Below are 23,371 nucleotides of genomic sequence, written 5' to 3' on the forward strand. Positions count from 1 at the left end.
CCGGCAATCTATGCATCTTTTCCCCCTGCAAGGATTCCCTGTGCCGACTCCGCCTGCCAAGTCTCCGCTGGCTGCCCACATGGACGAAAGTCCGGCGCCCTTGTATGCCCGCGTCAAACAGATGATCAGCCAGCAGATCCTCAACGGCAACTGGCCGCCCCATTACCGCGTGCCGTCGGAGAGCGAGCTGGTCAGCCAACTGGGCTTCAGCCGCATGACCATCAACCGCGCGTTGCGCGAGCTCACGGCCGAAGGTTTGCTGGTGCGCATGCAGGGCGTCGGTACGTTTGTCGCCGAGCCCAAGAGTCAGTCGGCGCTGTTTGAAGTGCACAACATTGCCGATGAGATCGCCTCCCGCGGCCATCGGCATACGTGCCAGGTCATCACCCTGGGCGAAGAAGCGGCCGGCTCGGAACGTGCCGTCGCGCTGGAAATGCGCGAAGGCGGGCGGGTGTTTCACTCGCTGATCGTGCATTTCGAAAACGACATTCCGGTGCAGATCGAAGACCGTTTCGTCAACGCCCTGGTTGCGCCGGAATACCTGCAACAGGATTTCACCCAGCAAACGCCCTACGCCTACCTCAACCAGGTCGCGCCGCTGACTGAGGGCGAGCATGTGGTCGAAGCCATTCTCGCCGATGCTGCCGAGTGCAAGCTGTTGCAGATCGAGCCGAGCGAGCCCTGCCTGTTGATCCGCCGACGCACTTGGTCTGGCCGCCAGCCGGTGACGGCCGCGCGCTTGATCCACCCCGGTTCCCGGCACAGCCTTGAAGGACGCTTCAGCAAATGAGTTCAGTCAACGTCTGGCGCGCTGCCGACTACGTGCGCATGCCGTGGAAGAACGGCGGCGGCAGTACCGAAGAAATCGCCCGTGACGCGGGCACCGGCCTCGATGGTTTCGGCTGGCGCCTGTCGATTGCCGACATCGCCGAGTCGGGTGGATTTTCCACCTTCGCTGGCTACCAGCGCGTGATCACCGTGATCAAGGGCGCGGGCATGGTGTTGACCGTGGACGGTGAGGAGCAGCGCGGTTTGTTACCGCTGCAACCGTTCGCGTTCAAGGGTGACAGTCAGGTGGCGTGCCGCTTGATCACCGGGCCGATCCGCGATTTCAACCTGATCTACTCGCCCCAGCGTTATCATGCGCGGTTGCAGTGGGTGGATGGCGTACAGCGGTTTTTCAGTTCGGCGCACACTGTGCTGGTGTTCAGCGTGGTGGATGAAGTGAAGGTGCTGGACCATGTGCTGGGTCATCACGATTGCCTGCAAGTGGACGGTAACACCGGCTTGCTGGATATTTCGGTCAGTGGCCGCTGCTGCCTGATCGAACTGACCCAGCGCGGTTAAAAATGTGGGAGGCCCCACTACCTCTTCGACGTAGCGCTGTCGCGCAGCAAACTGGGGGCGCCTACAAATATTCTTGGCGCTGAGGTGATCGTTCCCGCGCTCTGCGTGGGAATGCCTCCTGGGACGCTCCGCGTCCCGCCAAGCGCTGCAAGTTTCGGCGATTGCGCACAGGTGACGCGGAGCGTCACGGGCTGCAATCCCACGCAGGAGCGTGGGAACGATCTTTGAATGTGAAATTTCAGTTTTTAACTGAAAAATTAATCCTTTAAAATCAGCGAGTTATTTTAAGTTTGATAAGAGGGGGCTTGCTCCCGATAGCGGTGGATCAGTCAATATATCTTTGACTGACACACCGCTATCGGGAGCAAGCCCCCTCCCACATTTGTTTTGTGTTGCTCTTAGGATCTGTTTCCACAGCCCCGCACCAAATTGTTACCTAACGCCCCAGCGCGGCGCAAAGCCACGTTGTCGTGACAAACCTCCATCGCTGCAAAACTCCTTCGTAGGAAATTTCATCACGCCTCGAAGCCTTAATTTCCAAGGCTTCCACGCGCTTTCGAAAAAATCCAAACCCTCGCTCTGAAAGTTGGCCGCTTGATTGCATATGCTTGTACATACAAGTAAAGATGTGTGCGTAAGACTGTGCTTCGCACCATCCATGTTCGCGCATCATGCCGAGGAGTCCAGCTGTGACCGATTTTTCGAAAGCAAGGCCTACAAAATACCGTGACGTGGAAATCCGTGCCGCCCGCGGTAACAAGCTCACCGCCAAAAGCTGGCTGACTGAAGCGCCGCTGCGCATGCTGATGAACAACCTCGACCCGCAAGTGGCCGAGAACCCCAAGGAGCTGGTGGTGTACGGCGGTATCGGGCGTGCCGCGCGCAACTGGGAGTGCTACGACCAGATCGTCGAGAGCCTTACGAATCTGAACGACGACGAAACCCTGCTGGTGCAATCCGGCAAGCCGGTCGGCGTGTTCAAGACCCACAGCAATGCCCCGCGCGTACTGATCGCCAACTCCAACCTGGTGCCGCACTGGGCCAGTTGGGAGCACTTCAATGAACTGGATGCCAAGGGCCTGGCCATGTACGGCCAGATGACTGCCGGCAGCTGGATCTACATCGGCAGCCAGGGCATCGTCCAGGGCACTTACGAAACCTTCGTCGAAGCCGGTCGCCAGCATTACGACAGCAACTTGAAAGGCCGTTGGGTCCTCACCGCCGGCCTCGGCGGCATGGGCGGTGCCCAACCTTTGGCCGCGACCCTGGCCGGCGCGTGTTCGCTGAACATCGAATGCCAGCAGGTCAGCATCGATTTCCGTTTGAACAGCCGCTATGTCGACGAGCAGGCCACCGACCTTGACGACGCCCTGGCGCGCATCGCCAAGTACACCCAGGAAAGCAAGGCGATCTCCATTGCCCTGCTGGGTAACGCGGCTGAAATTCTGCCGGAGCTGGTCAAGCGTGGCGTGCGCCCGGACATGGTCACCGACCAGACCAGCGCCCACGACCCGCTCAACGGCTACCTCCCGGCCGGCTGGACCTGGGACGAGTACCGCGCCCGCGCCAAGACCGAGCCTGCCGCTGTGATCAAGGCCGCCAAGCAGTCGATGGCGGTGCACGTCAAAGCCATGCTCGAATTCCAGAAGCAAGGCATTCCGACCTTCGACTACGGTAATAACATCCGCCAGATGGCCCAGGAAGAAGGCGTGGAAAACGCCTTCGATTTCCCAGGCTTCGTACCGGCCTACATTCGCCCGCTGTTCTGCCGGGGTATCGGCCCGTTCCGCTGGGCTGCGCTGTCGGGCGACCCGCAAGACATTTACAAGACCGACGCCAAGGTCAAAGAACTGATTCCCGACGACGCCCACCTGCACAACTGGTTGGACATGGCGCGCGAGCGCATCAGCTTCCAGGGCTTGCCGGCGCGTATCTGCTGGGTCGGCCTGGGCCAGCGCGCCAAGCTCGGCCTGGCGTTCAACGAAATGGTGCGCAGCGGCGAGTTGTCCGCGCCTGTCGTAATCGGTCGTGATCACCTCGACTCCGGCTCAGTGGCCAGCCCCAACCGTGAAACCGAATCCATGCAGGACGGCTCCGACGCTGTGTCCGACTGGCCGCTGCTCAACGCCTTGCTCAACACTGCGAGCGGCGCGACCTGGGTGTCGTTGCACCACGGCGGCGGCGTCGGCATGGGCTTTTCCCAGCACTCGGGCATGGTGATCGTGTGTGACGGCACCGACGAAGCGGCCGAGCGCATTGCGCGGGTGCTGCATAACGACCCGGCTACCGGGGTGATGCGGCATGCGGATGCGGGTTACCAGATTGCGATCGATTGCGCCAAGGAACAGGGCCTGAATCTGCCGATGATCAAGTAACAAGTGTGGGAGGGGGCAAGCCCCCTCCCACATTGGAACGGCGGCGAACCCAAGACAATCCATCAGAGGTTGAACACCCATGGCTGCAAACGACACCACCCCGTTGATCGAAAGGCGTTCGATCGACTACATCCCGGAAGCGGAAAGACATGGTCGTCTATTGAGCCAGTTCACCCTGTGGCTGGGTGCCAACCTGCAGATCACGGCTATCGTCACCGGGGCTCTGGCCGTGGTGCTGGGCGGGGATGTGTTCTGGTCGTTGATCGGTCTGTTGATCGGCCAACTGCTGGGCGGCGGGGTGATGGCGTTGCATGCGGCACAAGGGCCCAAGCTCGGCCTGCCGCAGATGATTTCCAGCCGGGTGCAGTTCGGCGTATATGGCGCGGCCATCCCGATCGTGCTGGTGTGCCTGATGTACCTGGGTTTCACCGCAACCGGCACGGTACTGTCCGGACAGGCGCTGGGCCAGTTGTTTGGGGTCAGCGACAGCGTCGGCATTCTGATCTTCGCCAGTGTCATCGTGCTGGTCACGGTGCTGGGGTATCGGGTGATCCACTTCATCGGGCGCGTCGCCAGCGTCATTGGGGTGATCGCCTTCGTCTACCTGTTCAGCCGCTTGATGGGCCAGGCCGACATCGGCGCATTGCTGCAGATCCGCCATTTCAGCTGGAGCAGCTTTTTGCTGGCGGTTTCGCTGGCAGCGTCCTGGCAGATCGCGTTCGGGCCTTATGTGGCGGACTACTCACGTTACCTGCCGAGCAGCACCTCCTCGGTGAAAACCTTCCTGGCGGCTGGCGCAGGGTCGGTCATCGGCGCGCAGGTGGCGATGGTTCTCGGTGTATTTGCCGCCGCCATGGCCAACGGGCAATTCGCCGGGCACGAAGTGGCTTACATCGTTGGCCTGAGCGGCAGCGGTGCAGCGGCGGCGTTGCTGTACTTCAGTATCGCGTTCGGCAAGGTCACGATTTCCACGCTGAACTCCTACGGCAGTTTCATGTGCATCGCGACCATCATCAGCGGCTTCCAGGGCCACCTGCGGGTATCGCGCCTGCAGCGCCTGCTGTTCGTGCTGGCGATTGTCGGCACGGCAACCCTGATCGCGCTGCTCGGCCAGCACTCGTTCCTGGGAGCGTTCAAGTCGTTCATCCTGTTTCTGCTGGCGTTCTTCACGCCCTGGAGCGCGATCAACCTGGTGGATTACTACTGCATCACCCGCGAGCGTTATGACGTGCCGGCGCTGGCTGATCCCAAAGGTCGCTACGGGCGTTGGAACCCCCTGGGCATCAGCGTTTATGTATTCGGTGTGCTGGTGCAGCTGCCGTTCATTTCCACCAAGTTCTATACCGGCCCGCTGGTAGAAACCCTGGGTGGGGTGGATATCTCCTGGATCATCGGCCTGGTGTTGCCGGCGGCCCTGTACTACCTGTGCGCGAAAAAATGGCACGGCACGATGCCTGATCAACTGATCCTGCCGATCGAGCAGGACAGCGTTGCACCCACGCAAACAAGCGGTATCGGTCGCGCTGCGGCGCAGGCCTGACGGGACGTGGACAAGGCAGGATGCCTTTTGACTGCCGTAATCCATTTCATGATTGGGAGCGTCACACAATGAAAATGCATAAGACCCTGCTGACCACGTTGTTTTCTGCGGGCTTGCTGGCAAGCGCCGGCGCCCAGGCGGCCGGCTGGTGCGAATCCGGCAAGCCGGTGAAGTTCGCCGGGCTGAACTGGGAAAGCGGCATGTTGCTCACCGACATCCTGCAAACCGTGCTGGAGAAAGGCTACGACTGCAAAACCGACAGCCTGCCGGGCAATTCCATCACCATGGAAAACGCCCTGAGCAGTAACGACATCCAAGTGTTTGCCGAAGAGTGGGTCGGCCGCAGCGAAGTCTGGAACAAGGCCGAGAAGGCCGGCAAAGTCGTCGGCGTCGGTGCGCCCGTGGTTGGCGCCATCGAAGGCTGGTACGTGCCGCGCTACGTGATCGAAGGCGACGCCAAGCGCAAGCTGGAAGCCAAGGCCCCGGACCTCAAGACCATTGCCGACCTGGCCAAGTACGCTGCGGTGTTCAAGGACCAGGAAGAGCCCTCCAAGGGACGCTTCTACAACTGCCCGGCCGGCTGGACCTGCGAGCTGGATAACAGTGAAATGCTCAAAAGCTACGGCCTGGAAAGCACCTACACCAACTTCCGCCCCGGCACCGGCCCGGCGCTGGATGCGGCGGTGCTGTCGAGCTACAAGCGCGGTGAGCCGATCCTGTTCTATTACTGGTCGCCGACGCCGCTGATGGGCCAGGTGGATCTGGTCAAGCTGGAAGAAAAGCCGGGCGTGGATAAAAGCGTGAGCATCAAGGTCGGCCTGTCCAAGGTTTTCCACGAGCAAGCGCCGGAACTGGTGGCCGTGCTGGAAAAGGTCAACCTGCCCATCGACCTGCTGAACCAGAACCTGGGCCGCATGGCCAAGGAGCGGATCGAGTCGCCGAAACTGGCGAAAATTTTCCTCAAGGAACATCCTGAAGTCTGGCACGCCTGGGTGAGCGAAGACGCCGCCAAGAAAATCGACGCGGCCTTGTAGGTCAAGCGTGTCCGGCTACCCTGAGGGGCAGCCGGGCGCCTGGCCTCAACCCACTGGATCGAGAGCACGCTATGTTTCCTGAGAGTTTTACGTTTTCCATTGCCGACTGGGTCAACGGTTGGGTGGATTCGCTGGTCACCAACTACGGCGACGTGTTCCGGCACATTTCCGACACCCTGCTATGGGCCATCGTCAATCTGGAAAGCCTGCTGCGCGCAGCGCCCTGGTGGCTGATGCTGGCCATCGTCGGCGTCATCGCCTGGCATGCCACGCGCAAGGTGGTGACCACGGCCGTGATCGTCGGTTTGCTGTTCCTCGTCGGCGCGGTCGGCCTGTGGGACAAACTGATGCAGACTCTGGCGCTGATGATGGTCGCCACGGTGATCTCGGTGCTGATCGGCATCCCATTGGGCATTCTTTCCGCGCGCAGCAATCGCTTGCGTTCGGTACTGATGCCGTTGCTCGACATCATGCAAACCATGCCCAGTTTCGTGTACCTGATCCCGGTGCTGATGCTGTTTGGCCTGGGCAAGGTGCCGGCGATTTTCGCCACGGTCATATACGCCGCGCCGCCGCTGATCCGCCTCACAGACCTGGGTATCCGCCAGGTCGACGGCGAAGTCATGGAAGCAATCAACGCCTTCGGCGCCAACCGTTGGCAGCAGCTGTTCGGCGTGCAACTGCCGTTGGCGCTGCCGAGCATCATGGCGGGCATCAACCAGACCACCATGATGGCGTTGTCGATGGTGGTGATCGCCTCGATGATCGGCGCCCGTGGCTTGGGTGAAGACGTACTCGTCGGCATCCAGACCCTCAACGTCGGCCGAGGCCTCGAAGCCGGGCTGGCGATCGTGATTCTCGCCGTGGTCATCGACCGCATTACCCAGGCCTATGGTCGTCCACGGCATGAGGCGAGCAAATGACTACCGTCAGCAAAATCGAAGTCAAAAACGTCTTCAAGATCTTCGGCAACCGCTCGCGGGAAGCGCTGGCGCTGATTGGCCAGGGCAAGACCAAGGACCAAGTGCTGGCCGAGACCGGTTGCGTGGTCGGCGTGAACGACCTGTCCCTGAGCATCGGCACCGGTGAGATCTTTGTGATCATGGGCCTGTCGGGCTCCGGCAAATCCACCCTGGTGCGCCACTTCAACCGCCTGATCGACCCCACCAGCGGCGCGATCCTGGTCGACGGTGAAGACATTCTGCAACTGGACATGGAAGCCCTGCGCCAATTCCGCCGCCACAAGATCAGCATGGTGTTCCAGAGCTTCGGCCTGTTGCCCCACAAGAGCGTGCTCGACAATGTTGCCTATGGCTTGAAAGTGCGCGGCGAAACCAAGCAGGTGTGTGCCGAACGCGCCCTGCACTGGATCGAAACCGTGGGCCTCAAGGGCTATGAAAACAAATACCCGCACCAGCTCTCTGGCGGCATGCGGCAACGTGTCGGCCTGGCCCGCGCCCTGGCGGCTGACACCGACATCATCCTGATGGACGAGGCGTTCAGCGCCCTCGACCCACTGATCCGTGCCGAGATGCAGGACCAGTTGCTCGAGCTGCAAAAGACCCTGCACAAGACCATCGTATTTATCACCCACGACCTCGACGAGGCGGTGCGTATCGGTAACCGCATTGCGATCCTCAAGGACGGCAAGCTGATTCAGGTCGGCACGCCCAGGGAAATCCTGCACTCGCCGGCGGATGAATATGTGGACCGGTTCGTTCAGCGGCGGGCGGCGGTGGTCTGACTGATCGTTCCCACGCTCCGCGTGGGAATGCATCCCGTGACGCTCTGCGTCACTCCCTGACAGCGGGACGCGGAGCGTCCCAGGCGGCATTCCCACGCAGAGCGTGGGAACGATCAACTTAAGAGGCTGAAAATGTCCCAGGCAACAAAAATCACCCTCGCCGACGCCCCAATGCGCTGGCAGGACGTCGTCGCCGTCGCCCGCCACGGCGCCGTGCTCGAACTCTCGGGCCACGCCTGGGCGCGTATCGACAATGCCCAGGCCATCGTGCAGCGCATCGTCGCCAGCGGCGAACGCGCCTATGGGGTGAACACCGGCCTGGGCGCGCTGTGCAATGTTTCGCTTGAGGGCGAGCAACTGAGCCAGTTGTCGCGCAACACCTTGCTCAGCCACGCCTGCGGCGTCGGTCCGGTACTGAGCGATGAGCAGACCCGCGCGATCATCTGCGCCGCCATCATCAACTACTCTCACGGCAACTCCGGCCTGCACCCGCAAGTGGTGCATGCGCTGCTGGCGCTGCTCAACCACGGCATCACGCCACAGGTGCCGTCCCAGGGTTCGGTCGGTTACCTCACCCACATGGCCCATGTCGGCGTAGCGCTGCTCGGGGTCGGCAACGTCAGCTATCGCGGCCAGGTGGTGACCGCGCAAGCAGCACTGGCAGCCGAAGGTTTGCAGCCGGTGGTGCTCGGCGCCAAGGATGGGCTGTGCCTGGTCAACGGTACGCCGTGCATGACCGGCCTGAGCTGCCTGGCCCTGGCCGATGCGCATCACTTGCTGGAATGGGCCGACGTGATCGGCGCCATGAGCTTTGAAGCCCAGCGCGGCCAGATCGACGCGTTCGACGAAGCAATCATCGCCCTCAAGCCGCACCCGGGGATGCAGCACGTCGGCCGCCATCTGCGCGCCTTGCTCGACGGCAGTGAAGTGATCGCCAGCAGCCGGGGCATTCGTACCCAGGACGCCTTGAGCCTGCGCTCGATCCCGCAAATCCACGGCGCGGCGCGCGATCAGGTGGAGCACGCGACCCGCCAGATCGAGACCGAACTCAACAGCGCCACGGATAATCCGCTGCTGCTCGGCACGCCGGGCAACTACCGCGTGGTGTCCCAGGCCAACCCCCACGGGCAGTCCGTGGCAATGGCCGCCGACATGCTCGCCATCGCCATGGCCGAGATCGGCTCGGTGGCCGAACGCCGCCTGGACCGCCTGATCAACCCGCACGTCAGCGGTCTGCCGGCATTCCTGGTGAGCAAACCGGGGGTCAACTCCGGAATGATGATCGTGCAGTACGTCGCCGCTTCCTTGTGCGGGCAAAACCGCCAGTTGGCGCAACCGGCGGTGCTCGACAACTTTGTCACCTCGGGTCTGCAGGAAGACCACTTGAGCATGGGCACCAACGCCGCGCTCAAGCTGCATCAGCTACTGGCCAACGTTACCCAGATTCTGGCCATCGAATACCTGCTGGCGGCCCAGGCGTTCGAGTTCCTCAAGGACCAGCGCTTCGGCGCCGGCACCGACCGCGCCTGGCGCTTGCTGCGCGAAGTCGTACCGGCCTACGAAGAGGACCGCTGGCTGGCGCCGGACATCGCGGCGGCCGCCCACCTGCTCAAACACACCGCATTACCGAATGTGCACTGAACACCTATTCAAGAAGAACAATTCACAAGGAGAACGAATGTGACTGCGCTAAACCTGATTCCAGGCCAACTGAGCCTTGCCCAACTGCGGGCCATCTACCAGCAGCCGGTAACCCTCAGCCTGGATGACAGCGCCACTGCCCAAATCGACGCCAGTGTGGCCTGTGTGGAGCAGATTCTCGCCGAGAACCGCACCGCCTATGGCATCAACACCGGTTTCGGCCTGCTGGCCTCGACCCGCATCGCAAGTGTTGACCTGGAAAACCTCCAGCGTTCCCTGGTGCTGTCCCACGCTGCCGGCGTAGGTGAGCCGATCAGCGATGCGCTGGTGCGGCTGGTCATGGTGCTCAAGGTCAACAGCCTGAGCCGTGGGTTCTCCGGGATTCGTCGACAGGTGATCGACGCGCTGATCGCGCTGATCAACGCCGAGGTTTACCCGCATATTCCGCTCAAGGGCTCGGTCGGTGCGTCCGGTGACCTGGCGCCGCTGGCCCATATGTCCCTGGTGCTGCTCGGCGAAGGCAAGGCGCGTTACCAGGGCGAGTGGCTTTCGGCCACCGACGCATTGAAAATCGCCGGCCTCACGCCGCTGACCCTGGCCGCCAAAGAAGGCCTGGCCCTGCTCAATGGTACCCAGGTGTCCACCGCCTATGCCTTGCGCGGCCTGTTCGAGGGCGAAGACCTGTTCGCCGGAGCGCTGGTCTGTGGCGGCCTGACCGTGGAAGCGGTGCTCGGCTCGCGCTCACCCTTCGACGCGCGTATTCATGCCGCGCGCGGCCAACGTGGGCAGATCGATTCGGCGGCGGCCTATCGTGACCTGCTCGGCGAAAGCAGCCAGGTGTCCCAGTCGCACCAGAACTGCGACAAGGTGCAAGACCCGTATTCCCTGCGTTGCCAGCCACAAGTGATGGGCGCCTGCCTGACCCAGTTCCGCCAGGCTGCCGACGTGTTGGTCGTTGAAGCCAACGCCGTGTCGGATAACCCGCTGGTGTTTGCCGCAGAAGGCGATGTGATTTCCGGCGGTAACTTTCACGCCGAGCCGGTGGCCATGGCCGCTGACAATATGGCCCTGGCCATCGCCGAAATCGGCTCCCTCAGTGAGCGCCGTACCTCGTTGATGATGGACAAGCACATGTCGCAATTGCCGCCGTTCCTGGTGGGCAATGGCGGGGTCAACTCCGGCTTCATGATCGCCCAGGTCACGGCTGCGGCCCTCGCCAGCGAGAACAAGGCACTGGCCCATCCCCATAGCGTCGACAGCCTGCCGACGTCGGCCAACCAGGAAGACCACGTGTCCATGGCCCCGGCTGCGGGCAAGCGCCTGTGGGAAATGGCCGAGAACACCCGTGGCATCCTGGCTGTCGAGTGGCTGGCCGCCTGCCAGGGCCTGGATCTGCGCGACGGCTTGAAAACCTCGCCAACACTGGAAAAAGCCCGTGGCCTGTTGCGTGACAAAGTGGCGTTCTATGACAAGGACCGCTTCTTCGCCCCGGACATCATCGCCGCCAGCGAACTGCTCGCCAGCCGCTGCCTGAATGAACTGGTGCCGGCCAAGTTGCTGCCGAGCCTGTAACCCACCGATCGTTCCCGCGCTCTGCGTGGGAATGCCGCCCTGGACGCTCTGCGTCCGCTTTTAGAGTGGTGACGCGGAGCGTCGCAGGATGCATTCCCACGCAGAGCGTGGGAACGATCTTCTCCTCATAAGAATGTCTCATCGATAACTGAGGGAGGCGTTGATGAAAACCCTTTGGCAACACTGCCACATAGCGACCATGGCTCATGGCAAATACTCGATCATCGAGGACGCCGCCATGGTCACCGCACATTCGCTCATCGAGTGGATCGGCCCACGCAGCCAAGTGCCGACGGCGGATTACGCCCAGGTCCACGACCTGCAAGGCGCATGGGTCACCCCCGGGCTGATCGACTGCCATACCCACACGGTGTTTGGCGGTAACCGCAGCGGCGAATTCGAGCAGCGCCTCGAAGGTGTCAGCTATGCGGACATCGCGGCCAAGGGCGGCGGTATCGCCAGCACCGTGCGCGCTACTCGTGCGGCGACGGAAGATGAGTTGTTCGTCAGCGCGGAAAAACGCTTGCGCAGTCTGTTGCGCGACGGCGTGACCACGGTGGAGATCAAGTCCGGCTACGGCCTGGACCTGGCCAACGAACGCAAGATGCTGCGCGTGGCGCGACGCCTTGGGCAAGCGCTGCCGGTGAGCGTGCGCGCCACCTGCCTGGCGGCCCACGCGTTGCCGCCGGAGTACAAAGACCGCGCCGATGACTACATCGAGCACATCTGCAACGACATGCTGCCGGCCCTGGCGGCCGAAGGGCTGGTGGACGCGGTAGATGCCTTCTGTGAATACCTGGCGTTTTCCACCGAGCAGGTGGAACGTGTGTTCAAAGTGGCCCAGCAACTCGGCCTGCCGGTGAAATTGCACGCCGAGCAACTGTCTTCCCTGCACGGCTCCAGCCTGGCGGCGCGCTATCAGGCGTTGTCGGCGGATCACCTGGAATTCATGACCGAAGAGGATGCCATCGCCATGGCTGCTGCCGGCACGGTCGCCGTGTTGTTGCCGGGCGCGTTCTACTTCCTGCGTGAAACCCAGTTGCCGCCCATGGAGGCCTTGCGCAAACACGGCGTGAAGATTGCCATTGCCAGCGACCTCAACCCCGGCACCTCACCGGCACTGTCGGTGCGCCTGATGCTGAACATGGCCTGCACCCTGTTCCGCATGACCCCGGAAGAAGCCCTGGCCGGCGCCACGCAGCATGCGGCCACCGCCCTGGGCATGGGCGATACCCATGGTTCCCTGGAAGTGGGCAAGGTCGCGGATTTTGTCGCCTGGCAGATCGATCGCCCCGCCGACCTGGCCTATTGGCTGGGTGGCGAACTGGATAAACGCGTCGTACGCCATGGCGTCGACGTCACTGTGTAAGGAGTCGCGTTGTGGATAAAGTTCTGACGTTCAAACAAGGCAACACACCGCTGCTGATCAGCATGCCCCACGCCGGCCTGCGGCTTACCCCGGCGGTCGAGGCCGGGTTGATCCTTGAAGCACAAAGCCTGCCGGACACCGATTGGCACATCCCCACCCTGTACGACTTTGCCGATGAACTGGGCGCCAGCACCTTGTCGGCCGAGTATTCGCGGTTCGTCATCGACTTGAATCGGCCATCCGATAACAAGCCGCTCTACGCGGGCGCTACCACCGGCCTGTTCCCGGAGACGCTGTTCGATGGCGTGCCGTTGTTCCGCGAAGGGCAAACACCCTCCGAGACCGAGCGCGCTACCTATCTGCAAAAAATCTGGGGCCCGTATCACCGCACACTGCAAGAGGAACTCGCCCGCCTCAAGGCCGAGTTCGGCTATGCGTTGTTGTTCGACGCGCATTCGATCCGCTCGGTGATCCCGCACCTGTTCGACGGCAAACTGCCCGACTTCAACCTCGGCACCTTCAACGGCGCCGCGTGCGATCCGCAACTGGCCAGCCAGCTCGAAGCCATCTGCGCCAATCACCCGCAATACACCCATGTGCTGAACGGGCGCTTCAAGGGTGGCCATATCACCCGGCACTACGGCGACCCGGCGCAGGATATTCATGCGGTGCAGTTGGAGTTGTGCCAGAGCACCTATATGGAAGAGGTCGAGCCGTTCCGCTATCGCCCCGACCTGGCCGAGCCGACCCAGGTGGTGCTGAAACAATTGCTGCAAGCATTGCTGGCATGGGGGCAAACCCGCTATCGATAATGGCTGACACCGGTACAAGCGCTCAAGGGCATGCTCATTGCACAATTCGGGTTTATGATGCCAGACGGCAAAAATAATAGACGTCCCCCCAGGGATGAACCCGACACCCTACGGAGCGCGCAATGCAGACTTGGTACCCGCAGATCAAACCCTATGCCCGGCACGATCTGGCAGTCGATGATGTTCACACCCTGTACGTCGATGAAAGCGGCTCCCCCGAAGGGCTGCCCGTGGTTTTCATCCATGGCGGTCCCGGTTCCGGTTGTGATGCCCAGAGCCGGTGCTACTTCGATCCGAACCTGTACCGCATCGTCACCTTCGACCAGCGCGGCTGCGGGCGCTCCACCCCGCGCGCCAGTCTGGAAAACAACACCACCTGGGATCTGGTCGCCGACCTTGAGCGCATCCGCGAGCACCTGGGCATCGACAAATGGGTGCTGTTCGGTGGCTCCTGGGGTTCGACGCTGGCCCTGGCCTACGCGCAAACCCACCCCGAGCGCGTGCATGGCCTGATCGTGCGCGGCATTTTCCTCGCGCGCCCACAGGACATCGAATGGTTCTACCAGGCCGGTGCGAGCCGCCTGTTCCCGGACTACTGGCAGGACTACCTCGCGCCAATTCCTGTGGATGAGCGTCACGACATGATCGCGGCCTACCACAAGCGCCTGACCGGCAACGACCAGATCGCCCAGATGCACGCGGCCAAGGCCTGGTCGGGTTGGGAAGGGCGCATGCTGGGCCTGTGCCCGAGCCCGCAGCATGTCGAGCGCTTCTCCGAGCCGCAGCGTGCCTTGTCCATTGCCCGCATCGAATGCCATTACTTCACCAACAACTCGTTCCTGGAGCCCAACCAGCTGATTCGCGACATGCACAAGATCGCCCATCTGCCTGGCGTCATCATCCATGGCCGCTACGATATGATCTGTACGCTGGATAACGCCTGGGAGCTGCATCAGGCCTGGCCGAACAGCGAACTGCAGGTGATCCGCGAAGCGGGCCATGCGGCGTCCGAGCCTGGGATTACCGATGCGCTGGTACGCGCAACCGGCGAAATGGCACGACGCCTGCTTGATTTACCGCCTGAAGAAGCATGAAGGGCCTGTTGCAACGGGTGCGAGGCGCCCGGGTCGAGGTTGCCGGCGAAGTCGTCGGGGTGATTGAGCAGGGTTTGCTGGTGCTGGTGGCCGTCGAACCTTCAGATACCCCCGAGAGCGCCGATAAACTGCTGCATAAGCTGCTTAACTATCGGGTGTTCAGCGACGACGAGGGCAAGATGAACCTGTCGTTGAAGGACCTCGGCGGCGGTTTGCTGCTGGTGTCGCAGTTCACGCTGGCGGCGGACACCAAAAGCGGGCTGCGGCCAAGCTTCTCCACAGCGGCCCCGCCGGCCCTGGGAGCGGCGCTGTTTGATCACTTGTTGTTACAAGCGCAACAATTGCATGGCAAGGTGGCGTCAGGGCGTTTTGGCGCGGATATGCAGGTGCATCTGGTCAATGATGGCCCTGTGACCTTCCTCTTACAGACCTGAATGTATGAAAAGCGACGTTAATGCCTAAAAACGCAGGGTTTCGCTACAAATACTTCGTTGTCCCTGATGCGTTGTCTCGCGGGCTACTAGATAATCGCGCGCTACGGGGATCAGCGTTGTTTGGTCCATTTTTGACTTAGGTAGAGACTTGTCCGACAAACCAGTGGGGAATCATTTTGCCCCTGAGGAGTCGGAACAATGCTCGCCAACCTGGCATATAGATAGCTGGCCGTTGGTTTTTTGATCTGTTTTCGGCGAGGGTTGCTCGTGATTGTTAGTCCCTGTAATGCACCAAAATTGTCTGCCAAACGGTTACGAAACGCACTGGTGACGGGCTCTGCCCTGTTTTGCCTGTTCGGCGCGGGTCAACTGTGGGCATTCAGTCTGGACGATGTGTCGGCCAAGGCAAAAGAACTGGCTGGGCAGAAATACGAAGCTCCGCGCAGCAATCTGCCGAACGAATTCCGCGAAATGAAATTCGCTGACTACCAGAAGATTCGTTTCCGCAACGAAAAAGCCGAGTGGGCCGATCAGAACACCCCGTTCAAGCTGTCCTTCTATCACCAGGGTATGCACTTCGATACACCGGTGAAAATCAATGAAGTCACCGCTGACAGCGTCCAGGAAATCAAATACGACCCCAATCGTTTCGATTTCGGCGACGTAAAGTTTGATCCAAAAGCCACCGAACAGTTGGGTTATGCCGGCTTCCGTGTGCTGTTCCCGATCAACAAGGCTGACAAGCAAGACGAAATCATGACCATGCTCGGCGCCAGCTATTTCCGCGTCGTCGGCAAGGATCAGGTGTATGGCCTGTCGGCCCGTGGCATGGCGATCGACACCGCGCTGCCGTCCGGCGAAGAATTCCCGCGTTTCACCGAATTCTGGATCGAGCGTCCGAAGCCGGGCGACAAGCACCTGGTGATCTTCGCCCTGCTGGACTCCCCCCGTGCGACGGGCGCCTACCGCCTGATTCTGCGTCCGGGCACCGACACCGTGGTCGACGTCAAATCCCAGATGTACCTGCGCGACAAGGTCAGCAAGCTGGGCGTGGCCCCGTTGACCTCGATGTTCCTGTTCGGCGCCAACCAGCCGTCCAAGGTCCTCAACTACCGTCGCGAGCTGCATGATTCCAGCGGCCTGTCGATCCATGCCGGCAATGGCGAGTGGATCTGGCGCCCGTTGAACAACCCTAAACATCTGTCGGTCAGCAACTTCAGCGTCGAAAACCCGCGTGGGTTCGGCCTGCTGCAACGTGGCCGCAACTTCAGCCATTACGAAGACTTGGACGACAACTACGACAAGCGCCCGAGCGCCTGGATCGAACCTGAAGGTGACTGGGGCAAAGGCACCGTCGACCTGGTAGAGATTCCGACCGCCGACGAAACCAACGACAATATCGTTGCCTTCTGGAGCCCGGCCGAACTGCCGGAAGTCGGCAAGCCGCTGGATGTGTCCTACCGCCTGCACTGGACGCTGGACGATGCTGCCTTCCATTCGCCTGACAGTGCCTGGGTCAAGCAGACCCTGCGTTCCACCGGTGACGTGAAGCAATCCAACCTGATCCGTCAGCCGGACGGCAGCGTGGCTTACTTGGTGGACTTCGAAGGCCCGGCCCTGAAAAAACTGCTGCCGGACGCCCCGGTGCGCAGCCAGGTGAGTGTTGGCGACAACGCCGAGCTGGTTGAAAACAGCGTGCGCTACAACGAGCACACCAAAGGCTGGCGCCTGACCCTGCGCATGAAGATCAAGGACGCGAGCAAGCCGACTGAAATGCGCGCCGCGCTGGTGCAGGAGATCGCACAGGCCGAGCCAGAACAGGTTTCGACCCACGTGCTCAAGGCTGACAAGGTCTTGGCCAAGCAACACGAGAAACAGGCCAAGAAAGACGCCAAAGAGGCGAAGGACAAGGACGCCAAGCAGCCAGAAGCTGCCCCGGCGCCTGTCACGCCGGAGCCGGCCAAGACCGAACAAGTCCTGACCGAAACCTGGAGCTACCAGTTGCCCGCCGATGAGTAATTCACAAGTCAAGCCAGAGACTCTGACCGAGTACCTGGCGCATCTGCCCATGACCGCTGAGCAGCGTGCCGAACTGGCGGGCTGCAGCTCCTTCAGCGAATTGCACGAACGCCTGTCGTCCACAACCTTCGACGCACCTACCGACGCCGCCCAAGCGTCGGTGGGCCGCAGGCTGACCCTCAGCACGGCCGAAGAGCTGCAGGACGCCGAGATGCTGGCGCTCGACGCCAGCGGTCGCGTCTGCCTGAAGGCCACGCCGCCGATCCGGCGCACCAAAGTCGTGCCCGAGCCTTGGCGCACCAATATTCTGGTACGCGGCTGGCGCCGGATGACCGGTCGCACCAACCCGCCCAAGCCGCCGAAAGACGAGCGGGTACTGCCGGCGGCGCGCTGGCGTACCGTAGGTTCGATCCGTCGCTATATCCTGCTGGTGCTGATGCTTGGCCAGACCATCGTGGCCGGCTGGTACATGAAAGGCATCATGCCGTACCAGGGCTGGTCGCTGGTCGACTTCGACGAAATCCGCAACCAGACCCTGCTGCAAACCGCTACCCAGGTTCTGCCTTATGCACTGCAGACCAGCATCCTGATCATGTTCGGGATTCTGTTCTGCTGGGTGTCGGCCGGTTTCTGGACCGCGCTGATGGGCTTCCTCGAACTGCTGACCGGCCACGATAAGTACCGTATCTCCGGTAAAAGTGCTGGTAATGAGCCGATTCCGAAGGATGCCCGCACCGCGTTGGTCATGCCGATCTGTAACGAAGACGTGCCTCGGGTATTCGCCGGTTTGCGTGCGACGTTCGAATCGGTGGCGGCTACCGGTGACCTGGACCGCTTCGACTTCTTCGTGCTCAGCGACAGTAACGACGCCGATATCTGCATTGCCGAACAGCAAGCCTGGCTCGACGTGTGCCGCGAAGCCGGTGGTTTCGGCAAGATTTTCTATCGCCGCCGTCGCCGTCGCGTCAAGCGCAAGAGCGGTAACCTCGACGACTTCTGCCGTCGCTGGGGCGGGGACTACAAGTACATGGTGGTGCTCGACGCCGACAGCGTGATGAGCGGCGAATGCCTGACCAGCCTGGTACGCCTGATGGAAGCCACGCCGGATGCCGGGATTATCCAGACCGCGCCGCGTGCGTCAGGCATGGACACCCTGTATGCGCGCATGCAGCAGTTCGCCACCCGCGTCTACGGCCCGCTGTTCACCGCCGGCCTGCACTTCTGGCAGTTGGGTGAATCCCATTACTGGGGCCACAACGCAATCATCCGCATGAAGCCGTTCATCGAGCACTGCGCCCTGGCGCCGTTGCCGGGCAAAGGCGCGTTCGCCGGTGCGATTCTCTCCCACGACTTCGTCGAAGCCGCGCTGATGCGCCGTGCCGGCTGGGGCGTGTGGATTGCCTACGACCTGCCGGGCAGCTACGAAGAACTGCCGCCGAACCTGCTCGACGAACTCAAGCGTGACCGTCGCTGGTGCCACGGTAACCTGATGAACTTCCGCCTGTTTCTGGTCAAAGGCATGCACCCGGTGCACCGTGCGGTGTTCCTGACTGGCGTGATGTCCTACCTGTCGGCGCCGTTGTGGTTCTTCTTCCTGGTGCTGTCCACTGCGTTGCTGGCGGTGAACACCCTGATGGAGCCGCAGTACTTCATGGCGCCACGCCAGTTGTACCCGCTGTGGCCACAATGGCACCCGGACAAGGCGGTGGCGCTGTTCTCCACCACCATCGTGTTGCTGTTCCTGCCTAAATTGCTCAGCATCATCCTGATCTGGGCCAAGGGTGCGAAAGAATTTGGCGGCAAGTTCAAGGTGACCCTGTCGATGCTGCTGGAGATGCTGTTCTCCATGCTGCTGGCGCCGGTGCGCATGATCTTCCACACCCGTTTCGTACTGGCCGCGTTCCTCGGCTGGGCTGCGACCTGGAACTCGCCGCAACGCGATGACGACTCCACGCCTTGGAGCGAAGCGGTCAAGCGCCACGGTCCGCAGACTGTGCTGGGCTTCTTGTGGGCACTGCTGGTGGTGTGGCTGAATCCAAGCTTCTTGTGGTGGCTGATCCCCATCGTCGGTTCGCTGATGCTGTCGATCCCGGTGTCGGTGATTTCCAGTCGGGTCAAGCTGGGCCTCAAGTCTCGCGATGAGAGCCTGTTCCTGATCCCCGAGGAATACAATCCACCGCAGGCGTTGCTGTCGACCGAGAAGTACACCCACGAAAACCGTTGGCACGCGCTTAACGACGGGTTCGTGCGTTCGGTGGTCGACCCGCAGCAGAACGCCCTGGCTTGCGCCCTGGCGACTTCACGTCACCGCGAGGCGGAGCCGATCGAGTACCTGCGTGGGGAGCGTGTTCGCCACGCGTTGAAAGTCGGCCCGGCCGGCCTCAACAACGGCGAACGCCTGGCCTTGCTCAGCGATCCGGTGGCCCTGGCTCGCTTGCATGAACAGGTGTGGAGCGAAGGCCATGCCGAGTGGCTGGACGCTTGGCGTGCTTCGATCAAGGCTGACCCGCACGCACCATTGCTACCCCTGCAACCGCAGTCGTCCCAGGCTCTACCGGCCTGATTCAGACGCCCCCGAGGGCTCACCTCGGGGGTGTTCCAAGTGCTTGTCCTACAGCGTTTACCGCCCCTTCCTTTGTTTGCTAACCCCTTGTTATTTCGAAACAAAACACCTTCGTTCGAAGCGTATTGCCGTGTCTGTGGCTGGGGTAGCATCGCCCCCCAATCTGACTCGCCATGGGGGCACATATGTTCAAAAGGTATGGTTCGGCACTGCTGATGGGTGTTGTCGCATTGATTCACACAGGCTTGCTCAACGCCGGGGCAATTGACGACGCCGTTCGCCGTGGAGTGCTGAAAGTCGGCACCACGCCGACTTACGTACCGTTCGAAATGACGGACAGGCAGGGGCGCGTCGTCGGCTTCGAGATCGATTTGCTCCACGCCATGAGTCGGGCGCTGGGGGTTGAACTCGAACTGGTCACGGTGCCCTATACGGAGTTGCTGTCGGGGCTGATCACGAAGAAGTTCGACTTGATCGGCAGCGGTATGACGGTCACCCAGGAGCGCAACCTCAAGCTCAATTTCAGTGATTCTTTTATCGTGGTGGGCCAGACCGTCCTGCTGCATCCGCGCCTGGCCGGCACGGTGTCGAGCATCGAAGACCTGGACGAGGCGAGCTATCGGATCGCGGTCACCGAAGGCACCACCGGCGAGGCGGCGGCGCAGCGCTTCCTGGGGGCGGCCCGGCTGATGAGTTTCGTAACGCCGGAGGAGGGTGTGCGCGAGGTGGTGGAGGGCAGGGCCGACGCTTTTATTTATGATGCGCCCTATAACCTGATCGCGATGGCCCGGCCCGAGAACAGCGCATTACTGACGCTGGAGCAGCCGTTTACCTTTGAGCCTCTGGCGTTCGGCCTGAAAAAAGGTGATTACGACAGCCTCAACTGGATCAATCATTTTCTCAACCAAGTGGCTCAGGACGGGACCTACGATCAATTGCATGATAAGTGGTTCAAGGACACTGCCTGGATCGCGGAAATTGACTTGTCGTCATAACTGCTTACACATCAACCCATTAGTGAACCCAGGCGCTGACCGGCCCAGGCCTGCGGTCATGCGCGGCGCCGTAGGGTTTCTCTTACACACGCCGATAACATTTAGCCGTGAAACCTTTGTGACGGGCAACGAGTGGGTTAGGATCGCACCCCGAAATGGCGCAGCCCTTTTGTGCGCCCACTTTATAAGAACCGTTCAGGGGACTTGATGATGAAAAAGTATCTTTCGATGCTGATGCTCGGCGTCACCGCGCTGGTGGCGGCCACTGCGGCCCAGGCCGGCGCCATCGATGATGCGGCCAAGCGCGGCACGCTGAAAGTCGGCATGGACCCGACCTACATGCCGTTCGAAATGACCGACAAGCGTGGTGACATCATCGGTTTCGAAGTGGACATCCTCAAGGCTCTCGCCAAGTCCATGGGCGTCAAGCTGGAACTGGTGTCTACCGGTTACGACGGTATCATCCCGGCCTTCCTGACCGGCAAGTTCGACATGATCGGCAGCGGCATGACCCTGACCCAGGAACGCAATCTGCGCCTGAACTTCAGCGAACCGTTCATCGTGGTCGGCCAGACCCTGCTGATTCGCAAGGACCTGGAAGGCACCATCAAGTCCTACAAAGACCTGAATGACGAAAAGTACCGCCTGACCTCCAAGCTTGGCACCACCGGTGAAATGGTTGCCAAAAAGCTGATCGCCAAAGCCAAGTACCACGGCTACGACAACGAGCAGGAAGGCGTGCTCGACGTGGTCAATGGCAAGGCTGACGCGTTTGTCTACGACGCACCGTACAACGTGGTGGCCGAGAAGAAAGTCGGCAACGGCAAGCTGGTGTTCCTTGACGAACCCTTCACCTTCGAACCCCTGGCGTTCGGCCTGAAGAAAGGCGATTACGACAGCGTCAACTTCATCAACAACTTCCTGCACCAGATCAAGCACGACGGCACCTACGATCGCATCCATGACAAGTGGTTCAAGAGCTCCGAGTGGCTCAAGGACATGGAATAAGGCTTAAGACCGAGTTGCCTGTATCGCGGGCAAGCCCCCTCCCACATTTGGAACGCGTTTCCCTGTGGGAGGGGGCTTGCCCCCGATGGCGGCCTACCAGGCAACACCTATGCGGACAGTGAAATGAAACAGAAAAAAGCCCAATGGCCCTGGCACCTGCTGACGGTGCTCGTACTGGTCGGCCTGGCTGGCGCCTTGTACTACGCCACCTCGCTGATGTCCTACGAATGGCGCTGGAACCGCGTGCCGCAGTACTTCGCCTATCAGGCTGAGGAAGCGCAGCGTGCGGCGGATATTTCGACGGTCATTGAACTGGTACGCAAAGGCGACGTGGCCGAGGTTACCCTGCGCAATGACGCCGGCACCGAACAAACGCTGACGGTTGCCGACAACAGCCTGCAGGTGGCGCGCGGCGATGATGTGGCTGAAGGTGACGTCATCGGTGTCACCCGTCATTGGGCGTTGGGGCCGCTGATGTGGGGCCTGTGGACCACGCTGTGGTTGTCGGTGGTGTCCGGCGTCCTGGGCCTGGCGATTGGCCTGGCCACCGGCTTGTGCCGCCTCTCCAGCAACCCGACCTTGCGCGATCTGTCGACGCTCTACGTCGAACTGGTGCGCGGTACACCGCTGCTGGTGCAGATCTTCATTTTCTATTTCTTTATCGGCACGGTGCTCAACCTGTCACGGGAGTTTGCCGGGATCGCCGCACTGTCGCTGTTCACCGGCGCCTATGTAGCGGAAATCGTGCGTGCCGGTGTGCAGTCGATCACCCGTGGCCAGAACGAGGCCGCGCGCTCCCTGGGCTTGAGCGCCAGCCAGTCGATGCGCCATGTAGTGTTGCCTCAGGCGTTCAAACGCGTGCTGCCGCCGCTGGCCGGGCAATTCATCAGCCTGGTGAAAGACACCTCGCTGGTCTCGGTGATCGCGATCACCGAGTTGCTCAAGAGTGGACGCGAAGTGATCACTACCTCGTTTTCGCCGTTTGAAATTCTGTTCTGTGTGGCAGGCCTGTACCTGCTGATCAACCTGCCGCTGTCGAAAATGGCCAGCCGGCTTGAGCGGAGGCTCGCGCAAAGTGATTGAAGTCCGCGATCTGGTAAAAGTCTTCGACACCCGTGGTCATGTGGTGCGTGCGGTGGACCATGTCACCACCCAGGTGGCCAAGGGCGAAGTGCTGGTGGTGATCGGTCCGTCCGGCTCCGGCAAATCCACCTTCCTGCGCTGCCTCAATGGGCTGGAGGAATTCGACTCAGGTTCGGTCAGCATTGACGGTTTGCAGCTGGCCGACCCGAAGACCGATGTGAATGCCTATCGCCGTGAAGTCGGCATGGTGTTCCAGCATTTCAATCTGTTCCCCCACATGACCGTGCTGGAAAACCTGTGCCTGGCGCAAAAGGTCGTGCGCAAACGCGGCAAGCAAGAGCGTGAGGCCAAGGCCTTGGCACTCCTGGAAAAGGTGGGTATTGCGCAGAAAGCCAATGAGTTCCCGTCACGCCTTTCCGGCGGTCAGCAGCAACGCGTTGCGATTGCCCGTGCCCTGGCGATGGAACCCAAGGTGATGCTGTTCGACGAACCCACCTCGGCCCTCGACCCGGAAATGGTCGGTGAAGTGCTCGACGTCATGAAGACCCTGGCACTGGAAGGCATGACCATGGTGTGCGTTACCCACGAGATGGGCTTTGCCCGCGAGGTGGCAGACCGGGTGTTGTTCTTCGATCACGGCAAATTGCTGGAAGACGCGGCGCCGGCCGAATTCTTCGCGGCGCCGAAGGACCCGCGGGCCCAGGCTTTCCTGCGCCAGGTCCTATAGGTTCGGGCGCCTAT

Annotated in this window: 18 protein-coding genes and 1 pseudogene; all 19 read left to right on the forward strand. The window is 61.4% G+C overall.

Annotated features, from left to right (window positions below):
• Window positions 1-10 precede the first annotated feature (10 nt).
• The 19 genes and pseudogenes from hutC to C4J86_RS02010 all read left to right on the forward strand — a co-directional run bounded on the left by hutC (window position 11) and on the right by C4J86_RS02010 (window position 23,357).
• The gene (hutC, locus tag C4J86_RS01915; protein ID WP_177412738.1) at window positions 11-790 is read left to right on the forward strand and encodes a histidine utilization repressor; all 780 of its coding nucleotides are present in this window, start codon (window positions 11-13) and stop codon (window positions 788-790) included.
• A complete protein-coding gene (locus tag C4J86_RS01920) occupies window positions 787-1,347 on the forward strand; it encodes a HutD family protein (protein ID WP_124369273.1) in 561 nt (186 codons plus the stop codon). Before hutC ends, C4J86_RS01920 begins: the two co-directional genes overlap by 4 nt.
• 671 nt (window positions 1,348-2,018) lie before the next feature.
• On the forward strand, window positions 2,019-3,722 hold the full coding sequence (hutU, locus tag C4J86_RS01925; protein ID WP_124369274.1) for a urocanate hydratase: 1,704 nt from the start codon (window positions 2,019-2,021) through the stop codon (window positions 3,720-3,722).
• Window positions 3,723-3,801: 79 nt separating this feature from the next.
• Complete coding sequence (locus tag C4J86_RS01930) at window positions 3,802-5,262, forward strand: cytosine permease (RefSeq protein ID WP_124369275.1); 1,461 nt, start codon at window positions 3,802-3,804, stop codon at window positions 5,260-5,262.
• 68 nt (window positions 5,263-5,330) lie between these two features.
• Window positions 5,331-6,296, forward strand: coding sequence for an ABC transporter substrate-binding protein (locus C4J86_RS01935; RefSeq protein ID WP_124369276.1), 966 nt, complete (start codon window positions 5,331-5,333; stop codon window positions 6,294-6,296).
• 71 nt (window positions 6,297-6,367) lie between these two features.
• On the forward strand, window positions 6,368-7,219 hold the full coding sequence (locus C4J86_RS01940; RefSeq protein WP_124360879.1) for a proline/glycine betaine ABC transporter permease: 852 nt from the start codon (window positions 6,368-6,370) through the stop codon (window positions 7,217-7,219).
• Window positions 7,216-8,040, forward strand: a complete 825-nt coding sequence (locus tag C4J86_RS01945) for a glycine betaine/L-proline ABC transporter ATP-binding protein (protein WP_124369277.1) — start codon at window positions 7,216-7,218, stop codon at window positions 8,038-8,040. The genes C4J86_RS01940 and C4J86_RS01945 overlap by 4 nt, the downstream gene beginning before the upstream one ends.
• A gap of 132 nt (window positions 8,041-8,172) precedes the next feature.
• Window positions 8,173-9,681 carry a histidine ammonia-lyase gene (hutH, locus tag C4J86_RS01950; RefSeq protein WP_124369278.1) on the forward strand — a complete coding sequence of 503 codons (1,509 nt, stop codon included), beginning with the start codon at window positions 8,173-8,175 and terminating at the stop codon, window positions 9,679-9,681.
• A 39-nt stretch (window positions 9,682-9,720) separates the two neighbouring features.
• Complete coding sequence (gene hutH / locus C4J86_RS01955) at window positions 9,721-11,253, forward strand: histidine ammonia-lyase (protein ID WP_124369279.1); 1,533 nt, start codon at window positions 9,721-9,723, stop codon at window positions 11,251-11,253.
• A 163-nt stretch (window positions 11,254-11,416) separates the two neighbouring features.
• Complete coding sequence (gene hutI / locus C4J86_RS01965) at window positions 11,417-12,622, forward strand: imidazolonepropionase (protein WP_124369280.1); 1,206 nt, start codon at window positions 11,417-11,419, stop codon at window positions 12,620-12,622.
• An 11-nt stretch (window positions 12,623-12,633) separates the two neighbouring features.
• A complete protein-coding gene (gene hutG, locus C4J86_RS01970) occupies window positions 12,634-13,434 on the forward strand; it encodes an N-formylglutamate deformylase (protein ID WP_124369281.1) in 801 nt (266 codons plus the stop codon).
• 122 nt (window positions 13,435-13,556) lie between these two features.
• The gene (gene pip / locus C4J86_RS01975) at window positions 13,557-14,528 is read left to right on the forward strand and encodes a prolyl aminopeptidase (RefSeq protein ID WP_124369282.1); all 972 of its coding nucleotides are present in this window, start codon (window positions 13,557-13,559) and stop codon (window positions 14,526-14,528) included.
• Complete coding sequence (gene dtd / locus C4J86_RS01980; RefSeq protein WP_124369283.1) at window positions 14,525-14,962, forward strand: D-aminoacyl-tRNA deacylase; 438 nt, start codon at window positions 14,525-14,527, stop codon at window positions 14,960-14,962. Before pip ends, dtd begins: the two co-directional genes overlap by 4 nt.
• Before the next feature lie 267 nt (window positions 14,963-15,229).
• Window positions 15,230-16,981 (forward strand): glucan biosynthesis protein G, encoded by a 1,752-nt coding sequence (locus tag C4J86_RS01985; RefSeq protein ID WP_124365510.1) that lies wholly within the window; start codon window positions 15,230-15,232, stop codon window positions 16,979-16,981.
• A pseudogene (mdoH, locus tag C4J86_RS01990) lies at window positions 16,974-19,546 on the forward strand (glucans biosynthesis glucosyltransferase MdoH); the annotation flags it as partial. The gene C4J86_RS01985 and the pseudogene mdoH, both read left to right, overlap by 8 nt.
• Window positions 19,547-19,729: 183 nt before the next feature.
• The gene (locus C4J86_RS01995) at window positions 19,730-20,539 is read left to right on the forward strand and encodes a transporter substrate-binding domain-containing protein (RefSeq protein WP_124372381.1); all 810 of its coding nucleotides are present in this window, start codon (window positions 19,730-19,732) and stop codon (window positions 20,537-20,539) included.
• A gap of 210 nt (window positions 20,540-20,749) precedes the next feature.
• The gene (locus C4J86_RS02000) at window positions 20,750-21,547 is read left to right on the forward strand and encodes a transporter substrate-binding domain-containing protein (RefSeq protein WP_124369285.1); all 798 of its coding nucleotides are present in this window, start codon (window positions 20,750-20,752) and stop codon (window positions 21,545-21,547) included.
• A gap of 123 nt (window positions 21,548-21,670) precedes the next feature.
• The gene (locus C4J86_RS02005; RefSeq protein ID WP_124369286.1) at window positions 21,671-22,630 is read left to right on the forward strand and encodes an amino acid ABC transporter permease; all 960 of its coding nucleotides are present in this window, start codon (window positions 21,671-21,673) and stop codon (window positions 22,628-22,630) included.
• Window positions 22,623-23,357: an amino acid ABC transporter ATP-binding protein gene (locus C4J86_RS02010; protein ID WP_124360894.1), complete on the forward strand. Its 735-nt coding sequence runs from the start codon at window positions 22,623-22,625 to the stop codon at window positions 23,355-23,357. Before C4J86_RS02005 ends, C4J86_RS02010 begins: the two co-directional genes overlap by 8 nt.
• Window positions 23,358-23,371 lie beyond the last annotated feature (14 nt).

It is taken from the genome of Pseudomonas sp. R2-7-07, assembly GCF_003852355.1.
Lineage (GTDB): Bacteria > Pseudomonadota > Gammaproteobacteria > Pseudomonadales > Pseudomonadaceae > Aquipseudomonas.

Excerpts from the sequence above, each read along its gene's own strand:
- C4J86_RS02000 (WP_124369285.1), top strand. The coding sequence starts at position 20,750 with ATGAAAAAGTATCTTTCGATGCTGATGCTCGGCGTCACCGCGCTGGTG.
- C4J86_RS02005 (WP_124369286.1), top strand. The coding sequence starts at position 21,671 with ATGAAACAGAAAAAAGCCCAATGGCCCTGGCACCTGCTGACGGTGCTC.
- C4J86_RS01920 (WP_124369273.1), top strand. The coding sequence starts at position 787 with ATGAGTTCAGTCAACGTCTGGCGCGCTGCCGACTACGTGCGCATGCCG.
- hutI (WP_124369280.1), top strand. The coding sequence starts at position 11,417 with ATGAAAACCCTTTGGCAACACTGCCACATAGCGACCATGGCTCATGGC.
- hutH (WP_124369278.1), top strand. The coding sequence starts at position 8,173 with ATGTCCCAGGCAACAAAAATCACCCTCGCCGACGCCCCAATGCGCTGG.
- dtd (WP_124369283.1), top strand. The coding sequence starts at position 14,525 with ATGAAGGGCCTGTTGCAACGGGTGCGAGGCGCCCGGGTCGAGGTTGCC.
- C4J86_RS01940 (WP_124360879.1), top strand. The coding sequence starts at position 6,368 with ATGTTTCCTGAGAGTTTTACGTTTTCCATTGCCGACTGGGTCAACGGT.
- hutC (WP_177412738.1), top strand. The coding sequence starts at position 11 with ATGCATCTTTTCCCCCTGCAAGGATTCCCTGTGCCGACTCCGCCTGCC.
- C4J86_RS01935 (WP_124369276.1), top strand. The coding sequence starts at position 5,331 with ATGAAAATGCATAAGACCCTGCTGACCACGTTGTTTTCTGCGGGCTTG.
- hutU (WP_124369274.1), top strand. The coding sequence starts at position 2,019 with ATGCCGAGGAGTCCAGCTGTGACCGATTTTTCGAAAGCAAGGCCTACA.
- C4J86_RS01930 (WP_124369275.1), top strand. The coding sequence starts at position 3,802 with ATGGCTGCAAACGACACCACCCCGTTGATCGAAAGGCGTTCGATCGAC.
- C4J86_RS01945 (WP_124369277.1), top strand. The coding sequence starts at position 7,216 with ATGACTACCGTCAGCAAAATCGAAGTCAAAAACGTCTTCAAGATCTTC.
- pip (WP_124369282.1), top strand. The coding sequence starts at position 13,557 with ATGCAGACTTGGTACCCGCAGATCAAACCCTATGCCCGGCACGATCTG.
- C4J86_RS01995 (WP_124372381.1), top strand. The coding sequence starts at position 19,730 with ATGTTCAAAAGGTATGGTTCGGCACTGCTGATGGGTGTTGTCGCATTG.